Genomic DNA, 24,164 nt, shown 5'->3' on the forward strand with positions numbered 1-24,164 from the left:
TTGGATTACTTCAAGGAGTTGCAATCACGCCATCAGGTTAGCTAAGGAACCGCCGTATACGGAACCGTACGTACGGTGGTGTGGGAGGTCAGGTAGCGAAATAATCGCTACCTTCCTACCCGATTTTCCAGTCCTACCAAATTTGCACAAAATAACTCTATTTTAAAGCGAGTAAATCGTAGAGTATTTCAAAACTCAAAAATTTACGCTACGGTTTCGGCGCAAACCCGCTCCCAGTAACCAGCTTGCCGAACGGCAAAAGGTGGTTTACCTCTTAGCCCGCGAACTGGGCCGGAGCCGGGAGGCCATCGCGATAAAACTTAACATTGCTCCCAATACCGTGAAAGCCACCATTCAAAAGGCGTCGAGCGATATTAGAGGAAGCATAGGATGACCCAAGAAGGGGGTAATAGCGGTCGGCAATACCTGTACTATTCCAGCAGAAACACATGCGCAGGTACCACTTTTATTTTTATTTGACCCAGCTCAAAATGATCCTCGCGGGAAAGCGTTACCAACACACCTTCCTTAAGCTTAAAAAATTGAAGAGCTTCCTTCAGACCGTTCAGTTCCCTGTCCAGGTTATCGGTATGCAGGTCATAGCAAACCTGTACCGCCTTCACCACGGCTCCTTTTTCTACTGCCAGAAAATCACATTCCCCCTTGCCAGAAAAATAGTAAAGCTGTTTGTACCGCCTGCGCAGGTGGAGAAATACCATGTTTTCGAACAGGCGCCCTTCATCGCCGCTGAAGGAAGTAGAGTTGGCCTTTGCCAGTCCGGTATCAATGGCATATACTTTCCGCGGATTTACCAGTTGCTTGCGGGGCGAATAATCGAAACGTGGCACTAAGTACAGCAGGTAGCTGTCTTCCATATACGCAAGGTATTCGGTAACGGTGCTGGTAGAGCCAATGTCCATCAGGCTCTTTAGACGGTTGGCCGTTACCAGCTTACCGGTGTTGGACAAGAGATACAGGGCCAGGCGTTGCAGGCTTTTCACGTCACGGATGCCATGACGTACAGCGATGTCGCGCAGCAGAATGTCTTCGAAGATATGATGGAGGATATCATCAGCATGCTGTTTTACATATTCCGGGAAACCGCCCGTGTACAGGTAGTCCGTCACGGATTGCGGGGAAGCCTTTAACTTGTTAATGCTGCTGAACTCGGCATAAGAAAACGGGAAAAGTTCTTTGCTGATCTGTCTGCCGGTAAGCTTGGTACCCAGCTCCCTGCTTAACAGGCTGGCATTGGAACCGGTGATCACTATTTTATAATCCTCATCCAGTTTTTGGCGTATATAGCGCTCCCATCCGGGTATAATTTGTATTTCATCAAACAAAAGTACCCCGGTGCCATTATCCAGGATAATCTCGTCCAGCTTCATAAAATCCTTTAGCTCAAAACCGTACAACCGGGTATCTTCAAAGTTCAGGTATAGCGCATCCTTGTACCGCTTTTCCAGGAGTTGAAACAGCAACGTACTTTTACCGCAACGGCGTACTCCTGAAACGATCAGCGCATACGCCGAAAGGTCAGGTATATCACCCAACGCCGACCGTTTAAGTCCTTTTTCTTTCCGCTTCAGGTTATTCTTCTGCGCCGCAATGGCCCCTTCTATCAGTTGTTTTGCAATCATACAATTGTATTTTACGATACAAAAGTACAAAAGTTTATTTTACTAATGGATAGTTTTGTATTTTGGTAACAATAAATATTGATGCCTGCAGCTATTCTCAGCGGGTTCCCGGTATATTTTTTAAAATCGTGCAATAGGGCACTTCCGGCAACAACGCAGCTGTAAAGACCAGCGTTTACGGGAAGCGAAAGTCATATATCAAGCGACAGATGGCCATATCACCTGCATGTTCTTCAAACGGTAAAAGTTGTTTAATTATTGACCAGCAAACCAGGCCGGAGCCGCGAAGTGATCGCGATGAAACTAGATATTGCCCCTATAATACCGTGAAAGCCACCGTGCAAAAAGCATTGGTAATACTAAATCAGAAAAGACATAGTTGTATGACCACCTGGATGAATAAAAAGAAGCTTTAACTACCGGCTATGAGTTACGTCATTTAACTTTTTGCAACCCGCCGGTGACTTATTTTTGCTTTCCAGGGCCTTCATTTTTACTTTCCTTGATGCCACTGATTGGTCTTTCAATTTCCCTGAGTGTAAAAAATGAATGCGCCACGCACCGGACATATTTTTCAATCCTTTATCTGATAAGCTCAAAAAATACTTAATCTCGGGAGGGATGCCCGAAGCTGTTGTAAGTATGCTGGAAGAACAGAATATTCAAAGAACTGAACAGGTTTTACAAAATATCTTAAACGCATATGCGCTTGATTTCTCGAAGTATGGAGATGCTAAAGATGTTCCCAAAATCAACCATATCTGGACTTCCATTCCCTCTCAACTGGCAAGGGAAAATAAAAGACTCCTTTACCAGACGGCAAAACCCGGCGCCAGAGCACGAGAATATGAAGACGCGTTACTTTGGCTCAATGATGCGGAGCTGATCTATCGCATCTACCGGTAAACAAACCGGTCCTGCCTGTCTCAACATACGATGACCTATCGGCATTCAAACTCTTTTTGATGCATCAGCCTGTTCAATCCCGGAAAACCATTATTGCCCAATATTGTTTCAGGATTTGTCGAAGCCCTGTTCAAGGGTTCAACTTTACCTTCAATTATCCTACATTTGTAGTGACCTATAATAATCCGCTAACAGGTATGAATGATCCGGATTTTAACAAATGAACTTAACCGGGATTTTAAAACGGGGTCAATCTGAGTTACCCGGGTGCAGGTCTCCTGCGGTATATTGCGATAATTAAAAAAACATGTGTGAGCGGAAGGGGTTGTTTCGGAAACTTATGCTGAACCCTGAAAAGTAGTATAATAGCAAATCATCAAAAATCATCAACGAGGAGTTAATACCTGCTGGCAGCTGCTCCTGTTTTTCTAAAAAAAATTTAAAGGTCTCTTATGTTTTTTTCCATCAGTCAGGTTGAACAAGCGGTACATAATGTCCAGGACTTACGGAATCCCCTTGATCCGGCTCATCCGATGGTCTTGGGTATTTACCGCACCCATAGTCGAACCGCCCTTTTCAATGTCTATTCTAAAAAAGCTTTTGCGCAGTTTTATGATACCGTCGACCGAAAGAAATTGGCCAATCGACATTGGACCCCTGAAATGAAGCATTTTGCCCGACAAAAAATCGAAGAAACATCAAAGCCCCCCTATATATTCAGGATGACGATTGTCGGTTGGATCTTTATAACCCTTATGGTTGCCACACTCGGGCTGATCATATATGAGAGTACGAAGCCACCTATTCCCAAATCAGCAGCATATGTGGCTATGGAGCAGGCTCCCAAGGCCGGCGATATTTACTTTGGCCGTTTTGAGGGTTTTAAGGAATCAGGGCAGCGTATTGCATCAGAACTTGGCTTTGGCTGGTTTCAAGTGGTAAAAGTGGAAGGAGATCAGTACTATATGGCCAAGTCAACCGAAATGAGTAAAACCCATAAGCCTGCAGCACAATTAAACAGTACCAGTTTCGAATCCGAGACCACTCCTGTAAAGATAACGGAACAAGCTGGCTATATGATTAATATGAAGGCCATGGACGGAAAGCTGGAAATCTATCTTACAGACAAAAAATGAACATTCTATCAAAAAAGAAACGCTTCATACTGAAGTGCAGGGGTTTCTGAAGGGTGTATAAAGAATCCTGACTACCTTATATAAAATTTACGACGGGAAAATCGGTAGCGCTCCTGGCGTACCCCAGCGGTAATACTCTTGGTAACCAGCTTTGTAGGAGCTGTCCCGAAAAGCGGGACTGGTACGGAATTTGTGCCAATTGCAATATATTAATGAAGTCTTTTCTAAACTAAAAAAATACATTATGAAAACCCTTTTAATACTATGTGGGATTTTATGTCTGTTCAGTTGTGGTAATGCGGACAATAGTAACAATATGGAAGATCCGGGTATGAATGCTATGGATACCACAGATTCAGGCTACCAGGCTCCGGCTTCACCAACAGACACCACAGTTACGATTGGAGGAAATGACACCGTTTCCTATGGCATGGCAGATTCTGCCAGAAGGTAGTTTTGTATAGGTAAAAGTCCGATTCGATACTTCTGGTACAGTTATTGTTTTAATAAAGGCGTTGATGAATAGATATTGAATAAAGTACTCAATTTTCTCATAAGCAGTTAGTTTTGGTTTCGACCCTTGTTTCTACAAGGGTCTATTTTTTTTAGCCAGGGTTGTTTTTTACCCAAAGCCAGATGGTTAAGAACTACTTTCAACCAAATTGTATATACACCGTTTTTTCTGCTGAAGTACAGTAAGTTACAATTGCTTCGAAAATAGCCTAATAGCATCTGCCAAAGCAGCGGCTGTGTAATCAGCGAAATGTCCGGCTTTCGCTATTTTCATAAATCTTTGCAGGGTAAAAGCGCTGGACGAACGCCCGGGACAGGGACGCAATATCTTTAAGAAAAACAGTAAGGGCTGCAGGTATGGGGAACAAATAATGGCATATTTGACTTTCTCTTTATTTTTTTTTATCATATTATTATCAAAGTTTTCTAAGCTGGGGAGCGGTTTGGCATCATTCTTTCACTAAGATATTCAAATTTTCTTTCGGGGTGGCAATTAGACCGAAAGGTCCGCACTGAGAAATACCCGTAGCACCTGATCTGGATAATGCCAGCGCAGGAAAAAGAAAATTTTGGGCTTCCGGTATTGCCGGAAGCTCTTTCTATATACGAGAGTCCCTTGCCTTGAGAGGTAGACATGGACGCCCTTTGAAATCTTTTTTCGATTAAAATTTACAGGAAATGAAACTAAAATCAGCCGGTTATTGCTTCCCTACTTACATGCGCATTAAAACAATGTTAAAGCCCTTTACCTTCCGCAGGTTGGCTTGACGATTGCGCTACCTATCAGAAGGGCATTAGCCCGGCATTTACATTTGCAGGACTCCATAAAACAAATGATTATGAAAGACGCAAGCAAAGAGAAACTGCGGCCATCACAGTCACAGCAGCGGCCTGGTACTGAAGATCTGATGGTTCCAAAACCACAAAGTACACCCAGAACTTATCCAAAGGGTAAACTCGCAGATAAAACGGTCTTGATTACCGGAGCTGATAGTGGGATCGGTAAAGCAGTTGCCCTGCTGTTTGCCAGGGAAGGAGCCCGCCTGGTGATATGCTACCTGAACGAAAAACAAGATGCCGCCCGCACCAAGCGTCAGATCGAAGAGGAGGCAGGCCAGTGTGTATTAATTGAGGCGGACATCAGTAAGGAGCAGGAATGCCAGCGTGTCATTGACGAGACAATGCAGGCATTTGGCAGTTTGGATGTCCTGATCAACAATGCAGGTGTTCAATGGGTACAGGAAGAACTGGAGTCGATCAGTACCGATCAGTTTCTTAAAACTTTCCAAACCAATTTTTTCTCCTGTTTCTGGTTAACCCGGTTTGCGCTGGTTCATATGAAAAAGGGGGGAAGTATCGTAAATACTACTTCAGTTACCGCTTACAGGGGCAGCGACCATTTGATAGATTATGCGGCCACCAAAGCTGCCATTGTCGGGTTTACCCGTAGTCTTGCCCAAAACCTCGCGGCTAAAGGGATACGGGTAAATGCCGTTGCGCCCGGACCGGTGTGGACACCGCTGATCGTATCCTCATTCAAAGGAGAGGAGGTTCAGACTTTCGGAAGCGATACACCTATTGGACGGGCAGGTCAGCCCAACGAAATTGCACCCTGTTACCTATTCCTTGCTTCTGAGGATGCCAGCTATATGACAGGCCAGGTCTTGCACCCCAATGGAGGAGAAATTATTAACGGCTAGGCAGTTTTTCCCGAATTTGATAATTTTCGATTCCCTGTCGGCGGGTCAAAAAAGGCGATATATACAGGTAACTAGAAAAGCCATCGGAATTCATTTCCGACGGCTTTTCTTATAGATCCCTAACTATTGCCATGTTTATTGCGACCCTATTCTGTAACTGCTTCTTCATTTATAAATGATTCCGCAATACCTGTCAACGCCGCATCGGTACGTTTCTCGTTCTCCAGTATTTGTTCCAGTAATCTTGCCACTTCGGTATGATTCATATGATTGGCAAATACCCTGAGCGTACCATAGGTTGCTATTTCGTAATGTTCTGCCTTCTGAGCAGCCAGGATCAATGCAGCATCTCTGGTGAAACTGTCCCGCTCCGTATCGGCGATGATGGTGTCCGCTTCATCAAGCAAACCGGCCATCGCTTCGCATTTTTTCCCGGAAGCCGTTTCATCTATTAATTCGAAAATACTTTCCAGGGTTTGTGCATGCATCTCGGTTTCCCGGGTATGTCTTTCGAAAGCAGATGCCAATTCCGCACTGGTACTGGCCTGTTGCAATCTGGGAAGTGCCTTGGTGAGCGCCAGTTCCGCCCAGTATATATCCTTTAATTCTTCTACAAATAAACGGTGAAAATCGCTGCTTTTCATTTCATCGGTTATTCTTGGATTGGTGGACTGCGGCTGCCTGTTCATGGATTCGTCATAATTTGTCGGTTCCATAGTAATTAATATTTTTTGGGTGATCAATAAATTGGCTCCGGTGTGGAAATTTACCTGGTCGTGCCCTAAGAAGTACCTGAATCGTTGTTATCTGTCAGGAGGCTTTTTTCTTTTAACCAGCAGACGACTTCTTGGGTACCTTAGCCCCTTGCTCCCGGGCTTCAGACAGACCAATGGCTATCGCCTGTTTACGACTGGTCACTTTTTTCCCCGAGCCGGTTTTTAAAGTTCCTTCTTTCATTTCATGTACTGCCTTTTCGACTTTGTCACTTGCTTTTTTTGAATACTTCGCCATGAGCATGTGTTTATAACAAATGCGTCAAAATACCTGCCATAAAGCCGGTGCAGCGGGAAAAAATTATTGAAGGAATGTTAATAGTTTCAGATATAACTGCCAGGATCGGGAAATCTGACCGCCCGGAACGGGGGCAACCACAACGGAGCTAATTATTCTACAAAACGGACAGGAATGGATATTTTGCCGGGTAAGTCGAAATTCGCTTTTTCTTGGGCTTAGATCTGGCCGGAAACCGAGTTGTCGGGATTGAGTTTGCTGCCGGCCCGGGTGTAGTTCAGTTTTCCGGGATTTCTGACTTTCTGAAAAGCAGTATACGTTTGATGAGGTCCACGGGCAATGGCTTATCGTGGCGGAACTGTATGGCCGCCCTGGAGACCTTTAGGACCGCCAATTCCTTCTCAAATGCTTTTACAAAAGCCTGGCTCCAAGGACTGGACAGCGTGAGATGTCGTTGGAAAGCGCAATAATAGATGAAAAACGACCCGCCGGTTGTTTTAAAAGCCGGAATCTGATAACTGATCACTTCTGACAGCTCCGGAACCGTTTCGTGTATCAAACGGCGAATGGTATTCAGTCGCTCCAAAATTTCTCCGGAAAATGTCTCATGATACGCATCAATGTTTTTAAAATTGGTCTTAGGCATGGCGCTGCTGCGGTTACATAAAGAAAACATTAAATTTATGACCATCCGGATCAGCGAACAGAAAGCCGTAATAGTCCTTTCCGAAGACTTCGGGGGGAGTAATCAGAGTGCCGCCGGCTTTTTCCACCTGGGTAGACCATTCGTCGACCTGCTCTTTGGTTTCCGCAGAAATGGTGAAAACAATTTCACTGGCCTGAGCCGCATCTGCTAAAGGCAGTTTGAGGTTCTTTTCCATGACTGATTTTAAAAAAAAATGGATGACAAAGCCATTGTCGCCAAAGAGGAAGCTTGTCAATTCATCAGACCTGCCGTTGGATGTAAAGCCCAATGCTTTATAGAAATTTGTAGTTCTTTCAAGATCCTCTACGGTGAAATTGGCCCATATTCGTTTCGGGTTCATAACTTATTTTTTTACAAAAAAACGCATATTTATTGCTGGTCGGCTTGTCTTAAGGCAAGTATTACTCGAGTGGGCCATCCGCCGGGCAGCTTCGGTCCTGTATCCGCAAAAAATACCTGTTCCCGGTTGTACAAGGTAAACGGGTATCGGAGCAGGACACCCTGCAAGCGCCAAGAGTAATCATAAGGGATACTGTCTGCTATTTAGGCAATTTGCCTGGGGCACCGTACTTAACAAATCACCTTTATATTTATTTCACTTTTGGCACGGCCGGGAAGTCCGGTGTCACAATTTTCTTCTTTCGCTAATATATTGAGCAATCATCACGGGTCCCTTGGTGCAATAATACCAGGAATATATGCGGTTCGGTAACAGGTACCTGAAACCCGATGGTACGGAATTTGTCGGTGAACAGATGGGCTCCCTGTTAATTATTAAAATTTAAAAAATGAAATTATTACTTATTCTTTTGACAATTTTTCTGGGCAGTTGCGGAAACGCCGATACGAATAACACCAAACAAGAGGAAGTTATTCCGCAGGACACAGGTTATGAAACATCACCGGATAGTGTCAGTAATGGCGAACTGGGTGGGGAAGACACCGTTTCTTTTGGAATTGCGGATTCCACAACGCGTTAAAGTTCGCTACACTTTCTGTTCCTGAAATTTCTGTTTTCTTTCGCTGAATGAAGTCCTGATGTATCCGAGGCCTTTATTCCGTTGGCAATTTTTTTATTGGTCAAAAAGCGCATAACCCAGGGATAAAAACCAACTGGTTGCAAACCGATCCCGGGTTATGGCGGTTGGCGCGGAATAGTACGGTTCATCCAGCTGATAGGCCTTTGAAAGTCTGGCTACCGATCCGGCCATTACACCGAAAGAGAGGGCCAGTTTATTGTTCCTTCCGAGCATGAGCCCGGTGCCCAATGAGATTCTGAGCTGTGGATTTTTTTCAAGTGTCAGACCCGGGCCAAAAGCAATAAAATAGCCCAGTTCATTCTGCGTTCTGAAATACCCTCCATAATGCAATAAGGCATTGATCCCCGCACTCACCCGGTTGCTGTTTTCCGATATAATGGAATAATTGAGGGTGTCCATTTTACCGGGGGTCGTGGTGCTGGCGGCGAGATTCGCTTTAATGGCAAAAGCATCATGGGTCAGCCCGCTGATAAAAACACCACTGGTAAAGCTTAATAGCTGGTCAGGCCGTTTCTCCAGTTCGATGGTCGTATTATAGGCCTGGAAGTTCTTTTCGGGGTTGACCGGATTGATCCCCACCTCAAAACTGGTGAGATCGCCATGTAACTTATAAGGCAGCGAAACAAATTCCTGGGTAGGTTTTGCTTTTAGCTTATTATAAAGTTTTGCGATCAAAGTCCGGTTAAAACTGGTATCGAATCGGTTCAGAAATAAATTAAACTGTTTTTTATATACCGTCAGCATGCTGTCACCCACCTGAAATGCAGGGCAGCTTTTTGCCGTTGAATACATGGCAGGTTGGAGCAGGCTGTCATAGTAGTTGACATATATTTGTTCCAACTCTTGATCCATTTGCAGTCTTTTTTCCAGGATCTTCTCGGCTGCGGACTGAAACGACTTACTATCCTTTTCGGTACCGGTTTCCACCCGGTAGATCAATTGATCTGCAGGGGTAATTACCTGATCCCGGAAACGATAATGGAAATGGAATACCTCAGACCGCATGGCCAGGATGAGGTTTTTTACCAGATCTGCATTTGCTCCTTTACACTGATCTGCCGGTCGGTTTGGCAGAAATTTATCTATTAAATCCCTGTCACCGCCTGTTAGTAATGAGGATGGGATCGATGGCGTGAGACTGTTCACAGAATAGGCGGTAAGCCCAGCCAAAATGCTGTTAAACCCCTCGCCGAAACTCAGCACACTAAAGAGGGAAGGGCTATTGCCCGCACGAAAAAAAGAATCCGTTTTATTGATCGTGATCTTGTATTGATCGGTTGGCAGGTCCGTAACTTTTAACCAGATATTCCTGGTTTTTTTATTAATCCTGGGAACTGTTACCGATTTTGTTTTGAAGTTAATTACAATAGAATCCTGGGCCTGGGCCTGAACAGCCATCAGGCACAGCCCGATCCAAAGCAGTCTTTTCATGTTGTTTTGGTTTAGATGAATGCAAAATATTTAGTTGTGGCTCTTAATTGGTTGAGAACGAGCGTATTTAATCGTAAATATACAGGATTCTAATTAATCTGAATACCGTATTTTTCCCGGTGTTGGCAGGACCGTCCATTTGAGCAGTAACCCTGGCAACGAGACAACAGATCGCGGCCCGCAGGGTGCTTAGCGGCTAGTTCAATCCTTACCGCCCAACTAGAACAATTTTAATTGTTCAAATCTGGCGGGTTGGAATCCGCGCATCACTTTCGATCCTGAAACTTCGAAAACCGGAGACTCGTGGTACCGGGAAGCCACTTCAATATGGGTGTCGATGGCATGAGGCCGAAACAGTTCATATACCAGATCGGGATGGTTATTATCAGCCGAAAGATGGGAAAGCAGTAGATGGCTCATATGCTGCGGGCGGTATTGCAGGAACAGATCCAGGGCCTGTTTATTGGATAAATGTCCCCGGCCTCCCCGAATCCTATTTTTCAGGTGGTAGGGGTACCGGCCTTTTTCCAGCATGATCTCGTCGTAGTTGGACTCCAGAAAGGCGGCGTGACAGCGACTGAATTGCGCACTAAGCCGGTCGCAAACGGTGCCGATATCTGTAAAAATACCGATACAAGCCTGCGAATTCTCCACGGTAAAACTATGCGGATCGGCTGCGTCATGGTGTTTTTGAAAACAATGCACCTGAAGGCGGCCGACAGAAACGGTAGTATCGGCTGAAAGAGCTTGCGTTAAAGCCGGATCCAATTGAAGGCGGGAGTGTCGGAGCGTTATCGGTGAAATATAAACCGGCAATTGGTGTTTGCGTGATAAAACTTCAAGACCCCGGATATGGTCGCTGTGCTCATGGGAGACAAAAATAGCTTTTACCCGTGTCATGTTCAGTCCCAGCCTTTGCATTCTTTTCTCGGTCTCGCGGCAGGAGATGCCGGCATCGATCAGCACAGCCTCCTCGTCATTGCCAATATAATAGCAATTACCGTTGCTGCCGGAATTCAATGAGGCCAGGTACAGACTTGACATGTCCGCAAATTACTGTATTTACCCGAATTTGTCCGGTAGCAGCGCCAGGGCTCAGCAGGAAGATCATGCCATTGCATTGATACTGCACGCGGGGTACCGACAACCAAAGAAAATTAGGTTGGCTTTAAATTTTATTAGTATTATTGTAGTACAATTGATATTAATGGCGATAAATCTCACTCCGATACATAAAAAATCGATGGCGGAACATGTAGAGTTCAGTCTTCAAAAGTATTTAAGGGAAAACGATTTCAAGGTAGGGGATGCCCTGCCTACAGAAAATGAACTGGCCAGTAAACTGGGGGTGAGCCGCAACGTGGTTCGGGAAGCCCTGAGCAAGTTCAAAATGATGGGCATCATTGAGAGCAAGAAAAAGGTAGGAATGGTCGTTTCAAATCCCGATTTTGTAGGCACCATCGAAAAACTGCTTCATCCGGCTATCCTGGATGATAATACCTTGCAGGATTTGTTTGAGCTGAGGCTTGTATTGGAAATGGGCATTGCCGAACTGTTGTTTGCCCGCATTACCCGTGAGGACATCAAAGAACTGGAGCAGATTGTAGAAAAAGAGTCGAAAACAAAAAGCGCAGGTGCTTTCAGAATAAAGAATGAAATCGCTTTTCACGGGAAATTATACGATATAACAGGCAATACGACCCTGCAGCAATTCCAGTTGCTACTCCTGCCGGTTTTTGAATATGTGATCAAACTGGAGGGGGGTAAAATTATCTCCGGAGCAGTAAATCATAAAGGCCTGGTAGAGATCCTGAAAAAAGGCACGATTGAAGAGTTTAAAAAAGGAATGGTCAGTCACCTGCAACCTCATTTTGACCGGATTAAAAAATTAACCGGCAGGTCTTTGTCACCTCTAAAGCCCTGACAGTTCCGATAAAGGACTATATTTTTTTTAATTGCTTGAAATTTGAAATTTTTGGCTATTTTTGATTTGTAGTACATATGGACTATACGACAATTGCCGGATTTTTCACAAAAGATATTAGAATTACCAACGATGCGATTTTTTCTGACAGTAATACTTTCTGTTTTTGTACTGTTAACCAGCCAGGGCCAGTCCATACTTGATCAGCGGATCTACAGCATCCCTGTCGTAAAAGGCAAACCTTTTACAAGTCTGATCAGGATTACCTTGCCTGAATACTCAGATGGTCAAAAGCACTTTCTGAAAGAGGTCGGTTTGGCTTTCGGCCAGGCCACCAATTTGGAGGATATTCAGGATCTAATGATTTTTCTCAACGCTGACAGCAATTATCTGTCCGACGAGAAGGTTGCAAAGGCGGCTTTATTCGGTACATGGCATTTTATCAGTGAAACAAACCGTATAGGGCAGATAAGCGGCAATATCAGGTTGAACCCTGGTACCAACTTTCTGTGGATCGGGTTGTCAGTAAAACCCGGTGCCCCGGTCGGCCGGCAACTTCATCTACTTGTAAACAACCTAAAGATAGATAACAGGAAGTTCCTACTTCCGGAAACAGCGTTCGCTTCCTACAGAATTGCGGTTGCATTACGAAAGGCAAATCAGGACAATGTTCATACTTCCAGAATACCGGGACTGGCAACTGCTAAAAACGGCGATTTGCTGGCCATTTTTGATGCCCGTTACCAGTCTGCAAGAGACCTGCAGGGCGATATCGATATCGGTTTGGTCAGAAGTCAGGATAAAGGGAACACCTGGTTGCCCCTACAAATTGTCCTGGATCAGGGCCGATGGGGAGGGCTACCTGAGAAATTTAACGGTGTTTCAGATGCCTGTATACTGGTAGACCAAAATTCGGGCAACATTTTTATTGCCGGCTTATGGATGCATGGCGTACTGGACAAAAACGGTCGTTGGGTGAAAAATCTTAGTGATAGCAGTACCAACTGGAACCACCAGTGGAAGGCCAAAGGTTCGCAACCAGGATATGATCCCAGGGAAACCGCCCAGTTTCTGATGACAAAAAGCGCTGATCATGGCGCCACCTGGTCAGCGCCTGTAAATCTGACCCGAATGTGTAAAAAGCAGGATTGGTGGCTCTGGGCTCCTGCACCCGGGCGGGGCATTACGCTGGCAGATGGCAGCCTGGTATTTCCAACACAGGGCAGGGGAAAGGACGGTAAAGCCTTTTCTAATATTACCTATAGCAGGGACGGTGGCAGGACCTGGCATACCAGCCGGCCGGCAACCAGCATTAATACCACCGAAGCTACCGTAATTCAAAGAGGCGACGGCAGCCTGATGTTAAATATGAGAACCAGTGCGAATAAAGGCCGGTCCGGCCCGGGTAATGGAAGGGCCATTTCAGTAACCTACAATATGGGCGCCAGCTGGATGGAACACCCGGGATCCCGCAGAGATCTGCCGGAACCGGTATGCATGGCCAGTCTGCATCGTCATGTGTATACTGCTGCAAAAGGACAAAAAAAGGATTTGTTACTGTTCGTGAATCCGAACTCCACCACCAAACGTAATCACATTACTTTAAAAGTCAGCCTGGATGATGGTGAAAGCTGGCCTGCAGAAAAATTCATTGAACTGGATGAACTCGGAGGCAGAGGCTATTCCTGTATCACTTCTATAGATAATGAAACGATTGGTATCGTTTACGAAGGCAGTCAGGCGCAACTAATTTTTGAGAAAATCAGTATAAGAGAAATATTAAACTAAAATGAATATAGAAAAAACAACAGGGTTACTGGCAGCGACTTTCAGTCCCTATGATGAAAATAAAGAGTTGCGTCTGGATTTGGTGCCCGCCATCGTTGACCGTTTGGTGGAGGATGGTTTGAAAGGCGTATTTGTAGGCGGTACCAATGGTGAAGGATTAAACATGACAAGGGAGGAAAGGATGGCCGTGACATCCGCCTATATCAAAGCTGCCTCCGGTCGCCTTAAGATTTTTGCACATGTGGGGCATAGTTCGATAAAGGAGGCCCGGTTGCTGGCCGCCCAGGCACAGAAAGAAGGCGCTGATGCCATTTCTGCAGTAGCGGCATTTTATTTTAAGCCTGGTTCGGTAAGTAATCTGGTGAATTGTATGGCGGCCATCGCTTCCGCAGCACCGGAGACGCCCTTCTATTATTACCATATGCCTGCGGCGACCGGCGTTTCCGTAAGCGTTGTTGATTTTATGAAATTGGCGGAGCAACAGATTCCGAATTTTGCGGGGGTAAAATACACCGCCAATACTTTACACGAGTACCAACAATGCCTGAAATTTAATAACGGCAAATTTGATATCCTTTTCGGCTATGATGAACTATTGTTACCTGCCCTGAGCATGGGGGCAGCGGGTGCCATCGGAAGCACTTACAGCTTCGCGGCACCGATGTATTATAAGGTGATTGAACTCTTTCGACAAAAGGAACTAGAAAAGGCCAAAGAAGCACAGTACGCCTGTTGTCAGATGATTCAGGTACTTGGACGTTTTGCGCCGATTCCTACCCAGAAAGCGATCCTGAAAATGCTGGGACTGGATCTTGGCGGTTGTCGACTGCCACTGACGGATCTTGACCTCCGGGAATATGATCAGGTGCAGGCCTATCTCCAGGAAATTGACTTTTTTGATCAGTTGGAAAAGCAGCGTGCTTCGGCACCTGCTGACCGTTAATTCCCTATCTGGAAAATGATTAAAATCTGTCTATATATAATTCTATTATTCCCGATGATTGGCATTTCACAATCGAAAACGCATTTTGTAAACTGGAAACAGCTGGCACCTATTCCCGACCCGGTTGGTTTTGCCGGATCATTTGCCGGCGTTTCCGGGGGAGTACTGCTGGTCGCCGGTGGCGCTAATTTCCCGGATAATATCATGCCTTGGAATGGCGGACAAAAAAAGTGGTATGATGATATTTACGCGCTGCGGTCACCTTCAGGCCATTGGCAGCGGATGGGCAAACTTCCGAGACCGCTTGGCTATGGCCTGTCCTTAACCGTAGATGATTACTGGGTGATTATCGGGGGCAGTAATGAAAACGGACATTTTAGTAATGTCTATGCCTTAAAAATAGACCAGGGCAAACTGCGCATAGATTCCTGGCCTTCTTTACCGGTCACGATGGCCAATAGCTGCGGCGCAGTTGTAGGAAATAAACTATATGTTCTGGGTGGTTTGCTGCATCCGGACGACAGGCAAACCTCCAAACTGGCATTCAGCCTGGATTTGCAACACCCGCAGAAGGGTTGGACCCCGCTGCCTGCTTTTCCTGGTCCCTCCAGGATGCTGGCGGTCGCCGCCGCAATAGACCAGACTTTTTATGTGTGCAGTGGTACGCAGCTCGTTGAAGGAGAACGCCGGTATTTAAAAGACGCCTACGCGTTTAACGAGGCTACCGGCTGGACCCGGCTGTCCGATATGCCCCGGTCAGCCGTGGCTGCGGCCGGACCGGCGTATAGTTTCGGAACCCGATTTTTTATTTTCGGAGGTGATGATGGTTCTTTGGCCGGGAAGCAACTGGGAGATGCCCATCCGGGCTTTTCTACGGAAATCCTGGGTTATAATACCCAAACAGACCGCTGGGAGGTCGCAGGAACCATACCCGTTTCGATCCATGCGAATGCTGCAAAGGCGCCCAATGAAAGTTGCTGGGCACCTGTTACGACGACACTAACGGTTTGGAATAACTGGTGGGTATTGCCGGGTGGAGAAGTCCGGCCGGGGACAAGAACGCCGCATGTAAGAGTCTTTTCGGTGCGTCACCAGTAAGCACAACCGGTATTGAGAAACACTGAATTTCCGGTGTTGATAGTATAAAGTAAAAATATCTGAAATGAAACATTTTATTGCCTTATTATTTTTGCAGATCCCATTTAGTATTTTATGTTATGGAACCGTCCGGCTACCTGCCGTTTTCTCCAATGGAATGGTATTGCAACAAAAAAGTTCGGTGGCGGTTTGGGGAACATCAGCCGCCCAACGACAAATAACGGTTCAGGGGTCTTGGGATAATATCGTATATAAAACGACTGCTGATCAAACGGGCAACTGGAAGCTGGAGCTGAAAACACCTGAAGCCGGCGGTCCATTCATTCTTCGCATATCAGACGGAGACATTTTGGAACTCTCCGATGTTCTGATCGGTGAAGTCTGGCTATGTTCCGGTCAATCCAATATGGAAATGCCGATGACAGGATATCATAATCAACCCGTATGGAATGGGAATGATGACCTCGCGGGTGCAGGTAACAGCCAGCTGCGCCTCTTTCACATACCACATGCCGTTTCCGTTGATCCTCAAACCGAAGGGAAAGGGAGCTGGGCACATGCCGGTCCGGGCTCAGCTGCAGGTTTTAGCGCTGTGGGCTTTCGTTTTGCGCAACGGTTACAGGCAATATTGAAAGTGCCGGTCGGTATGATCCAGGCTACCTGGGGCGGTACCCCTATTGAGGCCTGGATGGACGGGGAAAGCCTGCGTCAGTTTAAGCAAACTGAGATTCCAGTGCCGGTAGCGGGGGAGAAGGCCGACAGGCTGAAGCCTACCTGTTTGTACAACGGGATGATTCACCCGGTCGGGGGCTATGGTATCAAGGGGTTCTTATGGTATCAGGGTGAAGCCAATGTTGGCCGACCTGCCGCATACAGGGAATTGATGCAAGGGATGATTCAGGGCTGGCGGAAGCAATGGAAGAACGATGACCTGTTTTTTTATTTTGTCCAGATCGCGCCCTGGAATTATGGGAAACGCAAGGATTCTACACCTTATCTCAGAGAGGCTCAGGCAATGGTTGCCCGTGAAGTACCCGAGACCGGTATGGTCGTCAGCATTGACAAGGGTAGTGCCACTACAGTACATCCACCGGATAAAAAAGCGATCAGCGACCGGTTGTTATACTGGGCACTTGGCAATGCCTACGGGAGGGAAGGTATCAGCTACAGGAGCCCGGAATACGAAAAAATGGAAATCAGAAAGGATTCCGTCATACTGAACTTCAGAGAAGCACCTCAGGGGCTCTACGCCACCGGTGACCAGATTGCCGGATTTGAAATGGCCGGAGAAGATCAAAAGTTCTACCCCGCACGGGCCAGGGTCTTCAAACGTACGGTGATTGTACTTTCAGCACAGGTCAAAAAGCCAGTCGCCGTCCGTTATGCCTTTACTGATATGGTAACAGGGAATTTATATAGTGGCGCCGGAATTCCGGTGGCCCCTTTCCGGACAGATAACTGGTAACAATGAATACGAGGCGACCACTACGGGTAAAATAATTATGCGTACTTAAAAAATGATACAAAAAAAATGAACCGGACAGCCGTAAAAACATACAATAGCTATCCCTGGATCGTGGTGGGTCTGTTATGGGGGGTCGGTCTTTTAAATTACCTGGACAGGCAAATGCTGGCGACCATGCGTCCTACGATGGAACTGGATATACCTGCCTTGCAAAGTGCCGAGAATTTTGGTATCCTGATGTCGGTATTTTTATGGATTTATGGTTTTATGAGTCCGGTTTCGGGCGTGATCGCAGATCGTATCAATCGCAAATGGCTGATCGTAATCAGTCTTTTTATATGGTCGGCCGTTACTTTTGGAATGGGCTATGCACAAAATTTCGACCAATTAAAATGGCTGAGGGCCATCATGGGCCTTAGTGAAGCCATTTATATTCCTGCCGCATTGGCGCTTATCGCAGATTATCACAGTTCCAAAACCCGTTCGCTGGCTATTGGCATCCATATGACTGGTCTTTATGCAGGACAGGCACTGGGCGGATTTGGGGCAACCATAGCCGCTACTTACACCTGGCATTTTACCTTTCATCTATTTGGCATTATCGGTATTGCCTATGCGATTGTACTGACGATATTACTGAAAGAGAAAAGACCGCTGGCGGGTAATGATGGTGTATATAACGAAGGAAAATTGAAAATGACCAAAGGAATAGGGTGGTTGTTGGGACAGCTTTCTTTCTGGGTCATCCTTCTCTATTTTGCAATACCCAGTCTGCCAGGCTGGGCTACCAAGAACTGGCTGCCCACACTCTTCTCCGAAAGTTTGGATTTAGAAATGGCAGTAGCCGGCCCGATTGCTACGATTACCATTGCTGTCGCCTCATTCGTTGGCGTCATTCTGGGAGGAATTATCTCCGATCGCTGGGTCCAAAAGAATATCCGTGCCAGAATCTATACCAGCGCCCTCGGCGTATTAATGACTGTTCCAGCCATCATCTTACTGGGTTACGGAACAACCGCCACTACATTAATTCTGGCAGGCGTACTTTTCGGCATTGGATTCGGTTTTTTTGATGCCAATAACATGCCCATACTCTGTCAGTTCGTTCCGCCTCGCTACCGGGCAACGGGTTATGGTCTGATGAATATGACAGGTGTATTTTTTGGTGCGTTCATCACCAGTTTTCTGGGCAAATCCAGTGATGCGGGTCATTTGGGCAGGGACTTTGCATTAATGGCAGGCGTGGTGCTATTCGTTGTCATCCTGCAATTGCTGCTATTGAAACCCCGTGTTCAGGAAATGAATTCATGATAATTTAATACCGGATCATTATTTCATTCCTCTGTAATAAATTAATATTGAAAATTTGGTAAAATGTATAAAGGAAAATATATTTGTACTACATTTCTACATATAGAGTGGAAAACGCAAAGCAAAGCCCCGGAGCTTTTATCTCCGCGAACAGGGGAAGCCAAAGGATCAGCACTAGTTAAAAAGACAGCGTAGCTAAAAAGACGACTGCAGCTTGCACAGAAAAGTAAATACACCCCACGAACTGAGCGTTTGAAATGTAGAACATTAGAATTTAAAAACGGGGTTCGGCCATGCTTGGAGCTGTTGAAAAAAAGTAAGCAAAAACTAAACGCAAATGTTTGCATATGAAAATATTTAAGAAACGGCGATTGATCCGGAATCACTATTTATTGATTTCAATATTATGCTGCCTGTCATTCGCTTCCTGTACCAAGGAGCTGAATCAGTATTACAACCCGGAAAGTTCCCTGGATAAGAATATTATAGAAGTACTGGAGGCAGATGGACGATTTGGCTTATTTGTTGGCATCATTGATAAACTGCAATTGCGCAAAACGCTTGGCAGTGCTGCCATCTACACCTGCCTTGCGCCCGTAGATGAGCAGGTCGCCCGGTACTTTTCAGATATGGGTTACAGCTCTGTAGAAGAAGTACCCGCATCGGTACTCCGGACTTATATTAATTATCATTTCATAAACGGCATGTATTATGAATACGATATCAATAGAATTTATGACGCTGCCAGTTCCGCCTTGGGTAAAACCAGAGCCACAAATTTCACTACAAGAACAGAAGGCAAAATACCCGGGAAGCATATTCGGTTGTTTTCCAAATCTTTTTTCACTAATCAACTGGAAGATTATCTGGGCCTTTACCCTGGCGGATCCGAACAGGCTTCTTTTATGGCCGAAGGCGTCATCATATCAGAACCGGATATCGATGCCAGCAATGGCGTTATTCATGTTCTCGGGGCACCCCTGAAACTGACGCCCAGAGCAGATGAAGCCCTGGCTGCAGATACCAGTACCAGCATATTCAGTTCCTGGCTCGAAAAACATATACAATATGTACTAGGGGAGAAGGACGAGTTTGGCTGGGTCGATACGACACTGTATAAATCCTATTCCTTTGGCAGAAATCTTGCAGACGAGAGTGTTATTACTACTTTACTGGTACCTACTAATGATGCCATCCGCGCCTATTTCAAACCCTATATGGGGGCCATTTACAATACCCTCGATTCTGTTCCGCAACCGGTGATGTATTCCCTGATCCGGGCAACCATTATCGACAATATCTGGTTCGAGAGTGATCTGGAAAGACTCGATCCGGATTGGAGAACATTGGCGGGCTATAATCACATGATTGCAGATATCCCATCACTGATCACCGGTTCCATCCGCTCCAGCAACAGTACCATCTATAAAGTGAATCAGCTGTTGCTTTCCCCTGAAATGCATAGTGTCATGGGCGGAATACTCCTGAAATACAGAAAATTCAGTCAATGGTACTGGATGGTTTCCCATGCCGGCGTAAATGAAGGTCTCTATGACGTGCTGTATTACCAACACAGTCCGAAAACCATGCTGGTTCAATCCGATGAAATATGGGGGGTCCCGCTGGCAGAGGATTTGAATGAAACAGATCTGGATTATAAAAAGCAGCAGTGCAGGGCCGGTATATTCAATATCGATGTACGGACAGACCAGGGGTTCAGAAAAAGATTTTATCCCGCCGGATCAGGATATATCTATTTTGAAGGAGGAAGATTCTATGATTATACCGGACATTCCGTCAAACTGATATCGACGGAACCGGAATGGGAAGGCGCCAACGGTGCGGTTTACCAGGTGGATGGCTTCCTGACGCCCATGGATAAAATGAGCGATACCCTGACCGTCTATCAGGTCATGAAAAAAGATCCCGCTTTGTCGTCATTTATTACCGCATTGGATCGTTCTGGATTTGCCACCCAGCTGCAATTGACCGGATTCTTCAGTTACACGGTGCTGGCGCCTACCAACAATGCCCTGACCCAGGCAGGGATCGACGTGGGGGCCATGAGTGCCGAAACCGCCAGGAACTTTGTACAAACTTATGTGATACCCAATCGCTACATTTTTACGGATGGGGAGTTTAATGGATCGATTGCCAATAAGAATAATGAAAACCTTCTGATCAACGGTGCCTGGGAAACCTTCAGTGTCACTAACAAAGACGGCGTAACCATCGAACCGGTGTCGGAAAATATTCAGGGCAACAACGGTGTCATTCATAAAATGGACCGCATATTTTAAAATCTAATGACTGCTACAGATATGCCAGCTAAATTATTAAGACAGGGGACCCTACTACTTATGATTACTTGCCTGAGTACCCTAGTACTGGGGCAATCAACGGACACGGTAAGAGGCCGGGTTTTTGATCAAAAGACAAGAAAACCGCTTTTTGAAGTATCTGTCATGTTGGTCAATGCCAATAATCTGGCCCTGAGCGGAACCAAGACCGATACCACAGGATATTTTGAAATCCGGATACTGCCCGAAGCTTCCCGTATTGAATTTTCCAATTTGGGGTATTATCTGCAAGCCTTCGATGTGCTGGATAAAACCTCCTTGACAGTATTTCTGCAAGCCGATAGTGGTACAATGGACGAGGTACAGGTGGTCGCTACCGGCCGCAAGAAAGCAGATCTGGGTTTTTTGTCTATTGACCGGCGCGAGCTGTCCAGCAGTGTGGCTTCTGTAGACCTTACCAATACAGAGAAAATGCCGGTAACCAGTGTCGACCAGCTCTTACAGGGTATGGCACCGGGCATTCAGGTGGTATCGGCAAGTGGTGATCCGGGTGCGGCTGCCAGTATCCGTATCAGGGGGATTTCATCTATTTCAGGTATAAATGACCCCCTTTGGATTGTGGATGGTGCCGAAATCATTGGCAATGATTATAAAGTAGCCAGTATCACCGATTTTGGCTTCAGTCCCATCGGCGATCTGGATCCTTCTGATATTGCGTCAATCGACATCCTGAAAGATGCTTCCGCAACGGCCTTATATGGCTCCCGCGGCGCCAATGGTGTGATCGTGATTCAGACCAAGCGAGGGAAAAAAGGAAAACCTAAATTTCAGTTCAATACCAAATATACGCTCACCCAGGTGCCCCGCACCATCCCTATGCTCACAGGAGATGAACAGCGTATCTATTATCTGGAAAAAACAACGGGCGGTCTAGATAACGGAACTAGTTTACCGGAATTAAGAGGAGATCTGACCCGAAGTGATGCCTGGATTTTTAACAATAATACCGATTGGGTAGATGCCATCACCCGTAATGGCTTCTACCAGCAATATAACACCGCACTGAGTGGGGGTGGAGACCGGTTGAATTATTATTGGGGACTGGGTTATGCGAATCAGTATGGCACGACCAAGGGGACAGGCTACGACCGGTTCAATACCCGTTTTAACTTAAATTATAATGTATCAGACCGCTTAAAAGTTACGGCAGATTTAAACTATACCAATTCCTTTACGGATAAAAGAGGGCAGAACCATCCCCTGAGCGCTACAGAGATCAATCCCATGTTGTTCGCCAGGCAAACACCTGCCTATTTCCCCATTTATTCCAAAAACGGGCTCAACTATTTTGTAGACCGCACCATTGGCATCTCTTCCCACTCTCGGTATAATCCACTGGCCATTATAGATTATTCTACGTATAATACCAAGGCCAACCGGTTTATGGCCTCCACATCAATTGACTATAAAATCCTGAAGAACCTGGATTTCAGGTCACAGGTATCGGCAGATTTCCGGGAATCGGCGGATGAATATTTTCTGCCCGGTTACGCAACAGATGCCATCCCTAATGAAAATTTGTACAATGCCGGTCTGCAAACCGAGGGCTACGAGTTGATGATTAATAATAATAACCGGCTAACCTGGTCTGCCATCAGCAGGGAAGATCACCGCCTTACATTTACCGGAGTACTCACTTATAACCTGGATCGAAACAACTCGACTGAGCTGGAGTACTATAATGGTGCATCCCCTGAATTAAAATCGGCGGATGCTGCAGCTATCATTTCCAACGCCACGGGCTCCTATAGTACCCGTAAATACCTCGGCATGTTCATACAGGGGCATTATGCATTTAAAGACAGGTATTTTCTGACCGTGACCGGCAAATCAGAAGGAGATTCCAGATATGGCGCAGATAATCCCTATTCTATTTTTCCGGCGGTGGGTGCCGCCTGGGATATCGGCAGGGAGTCTTTTCTCAAAGACGCTGACTGGATTAATTATATCAAGCCCCGCTTCGCCTATGGTATCACAGGAAACCTCCCTAATATTGATAATCTGTATGATATTGCTTATGGCACGGGTACCGGCTATCTGGGTCAGACCTATACCTATCCTTCCAAGTTTGCCAGTGACAATATACGGGAAGAGCGGACCACAGAATATAACCTGGGCCTGGATTGGTCATTATTCCGGGACCGCTTTAGCGGCCAGCTGGATTTTTATTCCCGCACTACCAATAACCTTTTACTTCAGGAACGACTGTCTTCCACCCTGGGCTATAGTGCGGAATACATCAACTTCGGCACGGTCAGAAATTCCGGATGGGAACTGGGTATAACCGGCATCATCCTTAAAGGTGGTGATAACCGGATCCGCTGGAAATCTTTTTTCAATATAGCCCTCAATAAAAATAAGTTACTCAGCCTGCCTGCGATGTTTGATGAAAATGCATTTAGTGTCAGTCAGTGGGGCTTCACCTCAAAACTCCAGGAAAATGATGTCATAGGCGCCTTTTACGGTTACCGGGCCCTGGGGGTCTATTCCCGGGATGAGGACGCCGTTTTAAGGGATGATCAGGGCAATATTATCTATGAAGCAGACGGTATTACGCCGAAGTATATGCGCTACGGATCAGTGACCGGCCGGCAGTTGAAGGGGGGCGATATGATTTATGACGATATCAACGGGGATGGGGTCATCAATGAGCTGGATAAAGTACAAATCGGGAATGCCAACCCCATGTTTTTTGGCGGCTGGAACAATACCTTCAATTTTAAAAACTGGATTTTTACACTAAACCTCCAATATCAGACCGGCAATGATATCATCAATGCGACAAGATTGTCCATGGAACGAATGCTTTATTCGCATAACCAATCCCGCTCCATCATGGATCGCTGGCGGCGACAGGGAGATATCACCGAAATTCCCAGGGCACAGCCCGATAATGGCCATAACAGTGCCGCTTCCAGCCGATGGGTGGAAAATGGATCTTATCTGAGATTAAAAACTGTATCCCTGACTTATAATGCCGGAAAGGATTTTGTAGGTCGCCTGGGTATTGGTATTCAGCAACTGGGATTTTTCATCACAGCCTATAATTTATATACCTGGACGCATTATAAAGGACTGGATCCGGAAGTACCCATTACAGGTAGTGTGGCTTTGTTCGGTATCGATAACAGCTCGACGGCGCCCGCCAGACAGTTTACCCTGGGTTTAAACTTATCATTCTAAAAATTTTAA

At 46.0% G+C, this 24,164-nt stretch carries 21 protein-coding genes and 1 riboswitch; of the genes, 14 read left to right on the forward strand and 7 right to left on the reverse strand.

Annotated features, from left to right (window positions below):
• The first annotated feature begins 175 nt into the window (after nt 1-175).
• Nucleotides 176-394, forward strand: a complete 219-nt coding sequence (locus ACYVI9_RS15775; protein WP_460766434.1) for a sigma factor-like helix-turn-helix DNA-binding protein — start codon at nt 176-178, stop codon at nt 392-394.
• Between the two features lie 37 nt (nt 395-431).
• Here the strand turns inward: ACYVI9_RS15775 and ACYVI9_RS15780 are convergent, their stop codons facing one another.
• On the reverse strand, nt 432-1,640 hold the full coding sequence (locus ACYVI9_RS15780; RefSeq protein ID WP_460766346.1) for an ATP-binding protein: 1,209 nt from the start codon (nt 1,638-1,640) through the stop codon (nt 432-434).
• Nucleotides 1,641-2,261: 621 nt separating this feature from the next.
• On the opposite strand from ACYVI9_RS15780, the gene ACYVI9_RS15785 reads away from it, so the two are divergent.
• The 4 genes from ACYVI9_RS15785 (at nt 2,262) to ACYVI9_RS15800 (ending at nt 5,895) form a co-directional block, all read left to right on the forward strand.
• On the forward strand, nt 2,262-2,546 hold the full coding sequence (locus ACYVI9_RS15785; protein ID WP_460766349.1) for a DUF4143 domain-containing protein: 285 nt from the start codon (nt 2,262-2,264) through the stop codon (nt 2,544-2,546).
• Between the two features lie 452 nt (nt 2,547-2,998).
• The gene (locus tag ACYVI9_RS15790) at nt 2,999-3,682 is read left to right on the forward strand and encodes a hypothetical protein (protein ID WP_460766352.1); all 684 of its coding nucleotides are present in this window, start codon (nt 2,999-3,001) and stop codon (nt 3,680-3,682) included.
• A 244-nt stretch (nt 3,683-3,926) separates the two neighbouring features.
• On the forward strand, nt 3,927-4,136 hold the full coding sequence (locus ACYVI9_RS15795) for a hypothetical protein (RefSeq protein ID WP_460766355.1): 210 nt from the start codon (nt 3,927-3,929) through the stop codon (nt 4,134-4,136).
• Between the two features lie 531 nt (nt 4,137-4,667).
• Nucleotides 4,668-4,771, forward strand: a riboswitch (TPP riboswitch).
• Between the two features lie 263 nt (nt 4,772-5,034).
• Nucleotides 5,035-5,895: a glucose 1-dehydrogenase gene (locus ACYVI9_RS15800; protein ID WP_460766358.1), complete on the forward strand. Its 861-nt coding sequence runs from the start codon at nt 5,035-5,037 to the stop codon at nt 5,893-5,895.
• 146 nt (nt 5,896-6,041) lie between these two features.
• Here ACYVI9_RS15800 and ACYVI9_RS15805 read toward each other — a convergent pair whose 3' ends face one another.
• From ACYVI9_RS15805 to ACYVI9_RS15820, 4 genes are all read right to left on the reverse strand, one after another.
• Entirely contained in the window at nt 6,042-6,611 is a 570-nt protein-coding gene (locus ACYVI9_RS15805; protein WP_460766360.1) for a YciE/YciF ferroxidase family protein, read from the reverse strand.
• Between the two features lie 112 nt (nt 6,612-6,723).
• Nucleotides 6,724-6,906, reverse strand: coding sequence for a DUF6496 domain-containing protein (locus ACYVI9_RS15810; RefSeq protein ID WP_460766363.1), 183 nt, complete (start codon nt 6,904-6,906; stop codon nt 6,724-6,726).
• 277 nt (nt 6,907-7,183) lie between these two features.
• Nucleotides 7,184-7,552: an iron chaperone gene (locus tag ACYVI9_RS15815; RefSeq protein WP_460766366.1), complete on the reverse strand. Its 369-nt coding sequence runs from the start codon at nt 7,550-7,552 to the stop codon at nt 7,184-7,186.
• Between the two features lie 13 nt (nt 7,553-7,565).
• Nucleotides 7,566-7,952 carry a VOC family protein gene (locus tag ACYVI9_RS15820; RefSeq protein ID WP_460766369.1) on the reverse strand — a complete coding sequence of 129 codons (387 nt, stop codon included), beginning with the start codon at nt 7,950-7,952 and terminating at the stop codon, nt 7,566-7,568.
• 448 nt (nt 7,953-8,400) lie between these two features.
• On the opposite strand from ACYVI9_RS15820, the gene ACYVI9_RS15825 reads away from it, so the two are divergent.
• A complete protein-coding gene (locus tag ACYVI9_RS15825) occupies nt 8,401-8,592 on the forward strand; it encodes a hypothetical protein (RefSeq protein WP_460766372.1) in 192 nt (63 codons plus the stop codon).
• A 93-nt stretch (nt 8,593-8,685) separates the two neighbouring features.
• On the opposite strand, the gene ACYVI9_RS15830 is transcribed toward ACYVI9_RS15825, so the two are convergent.
• Both ACYVI9_RS15830 and ACYVI9_RS15835 read right to left on the reverse strand, forming a co-directional pair.
• A complete protein-coding gene (locus tag ACYVI9_RS15830; RefSeq protein ID WP_460766375.1) occupies nt 8,686-10,083 on the reverse strand; it encodes a hypothetical protein in 1,398 nt (465 codons plus the stop codon).
• Nucleotides 10,084-10,302: 219 nt separating this feature from the next.
• Nucleotides 10,303-11,127 (reverse strand): MBL fold metallo-hydrolase, encoded by an 825-nt coding sequence (locus ACYVI9_RS15835; RefSeq protein WP_460766378.1) that lies wholly within the window; start codon nt 11,125-11,127, stop codon nt 10,303-10,305.
• A 163-nt stretch (nt 11,128-11,290) separates the two neighbouring features.
• Here ACYVI9_RS15835 and ACYVI9_RS15840 point away from each other — a divergent pair, with 163 nt between their 5' ends.
• From ACYVI9_RS15840 to ACYVI9_RS15875, 8 genes are all read left to right on the forward strand, one after another.
• Nucleotides 11,291-12,007, forward strand: coding sequence for a FadR/GntR family transcriptional regulator (locus ACYVI9_RS15840; protein WP_460766380.1), 717 nt, complete (start codon nt 11,291-11,293; stop codon nt 12,005-12,007).
• Nucleotides 12,008-12,139: 132 nt separating this feature from the next.
• Nucleotides 12,140-13,795 carry an exo-alpha-sialidase gene (locus ACYVI9_RS15845; protein ID WP_460766383.1) on the forward strand — a complete coding sequence of 552 codons (1,656 nt, stop codon included), beginning with the start codon at nt 12,140-12,142 and terminating at the stop codon, nt 13,793-13,795.
• A 1-nt stretch (nt 13,796) separates the two neighbouring features.
• Nucleotides 13,797-14,738 (forward strand): dihydrodipicolinate synthase family protein, encoded by a 942-nt coding sequence (locus tag ACYVI9_RS15850; RefSeq protein WP_460766386.1) that lies wholly within the window; start codon nt 13,797-13,799, stop codon nt 14,736-14,738.
• 54 nt (nt 14,739-14,792) lie between these two features.
• The gene (locus ACYVI9_RS15855) at nt 14,793-15,836 is read left to right on the forward strand and encodes a hypothetical protein (RefSeq protein WP_460766389.1); all 1,044 of its coding nucleotides are present in this window, start codon (nt 14,793-14,795) and stop codon (nt 15,834-15,836) included.
• 64 nt (nt 15,837-15,900) lie between these two features.
• Nucleotides 15,901-17,301, forward strand: a complete 1,401-nt coding sequence (locus ACYVI9_RS15860) for a sialate O-acetylesterase (RefSeq protein WP_460766392.1) — start codon at nt 15,901-15,903, stop codon at nt 17,299-17,301.
• 66 nt (nt 17,302-17,367) lie between these two features.
• Nucleotides 17,368-18,612, forward strand: coding sequence for an MFS transporter (locus ACYVI9_RS15865; protein WP_460766395.1), 1,245 nt, complete (start codon nt 17,368-17,370; stop codon nt 18,610-18,612).
• Nucleotides 18,613-18,959: 347 nt separating this feature from the next.
• Nucleotides 18,960-20,912 (forward strand): fasciclin domain-containing protein, encoded by a 1,953-nt coding sequence (locus ACYVI9_RS15870; protein WP_460766398.1) that lies wholly within the window; start codon nt 18,960-18,962, stop codon nt 20,910-20,912.
• A 6-nt stretch (nt 20,913-20,918) separates the two neighbouring features.
• A complete protein-coding gene (locus ACYVI9_RS15875) occupies nt 20,919-24,155 on the forward strand; it encodes a SusC/RagA family TonB-linked outer membrane protein (RefSeq protein WP_460766400.1) in 3,237 nt (1,078 codons plus the stop codon).
• Nucleotides 24,156-24,164: the final 9 nt, after the last annotated feature.

It is taken from the genome of Niabella terrae (assembly GCF_054783135.1).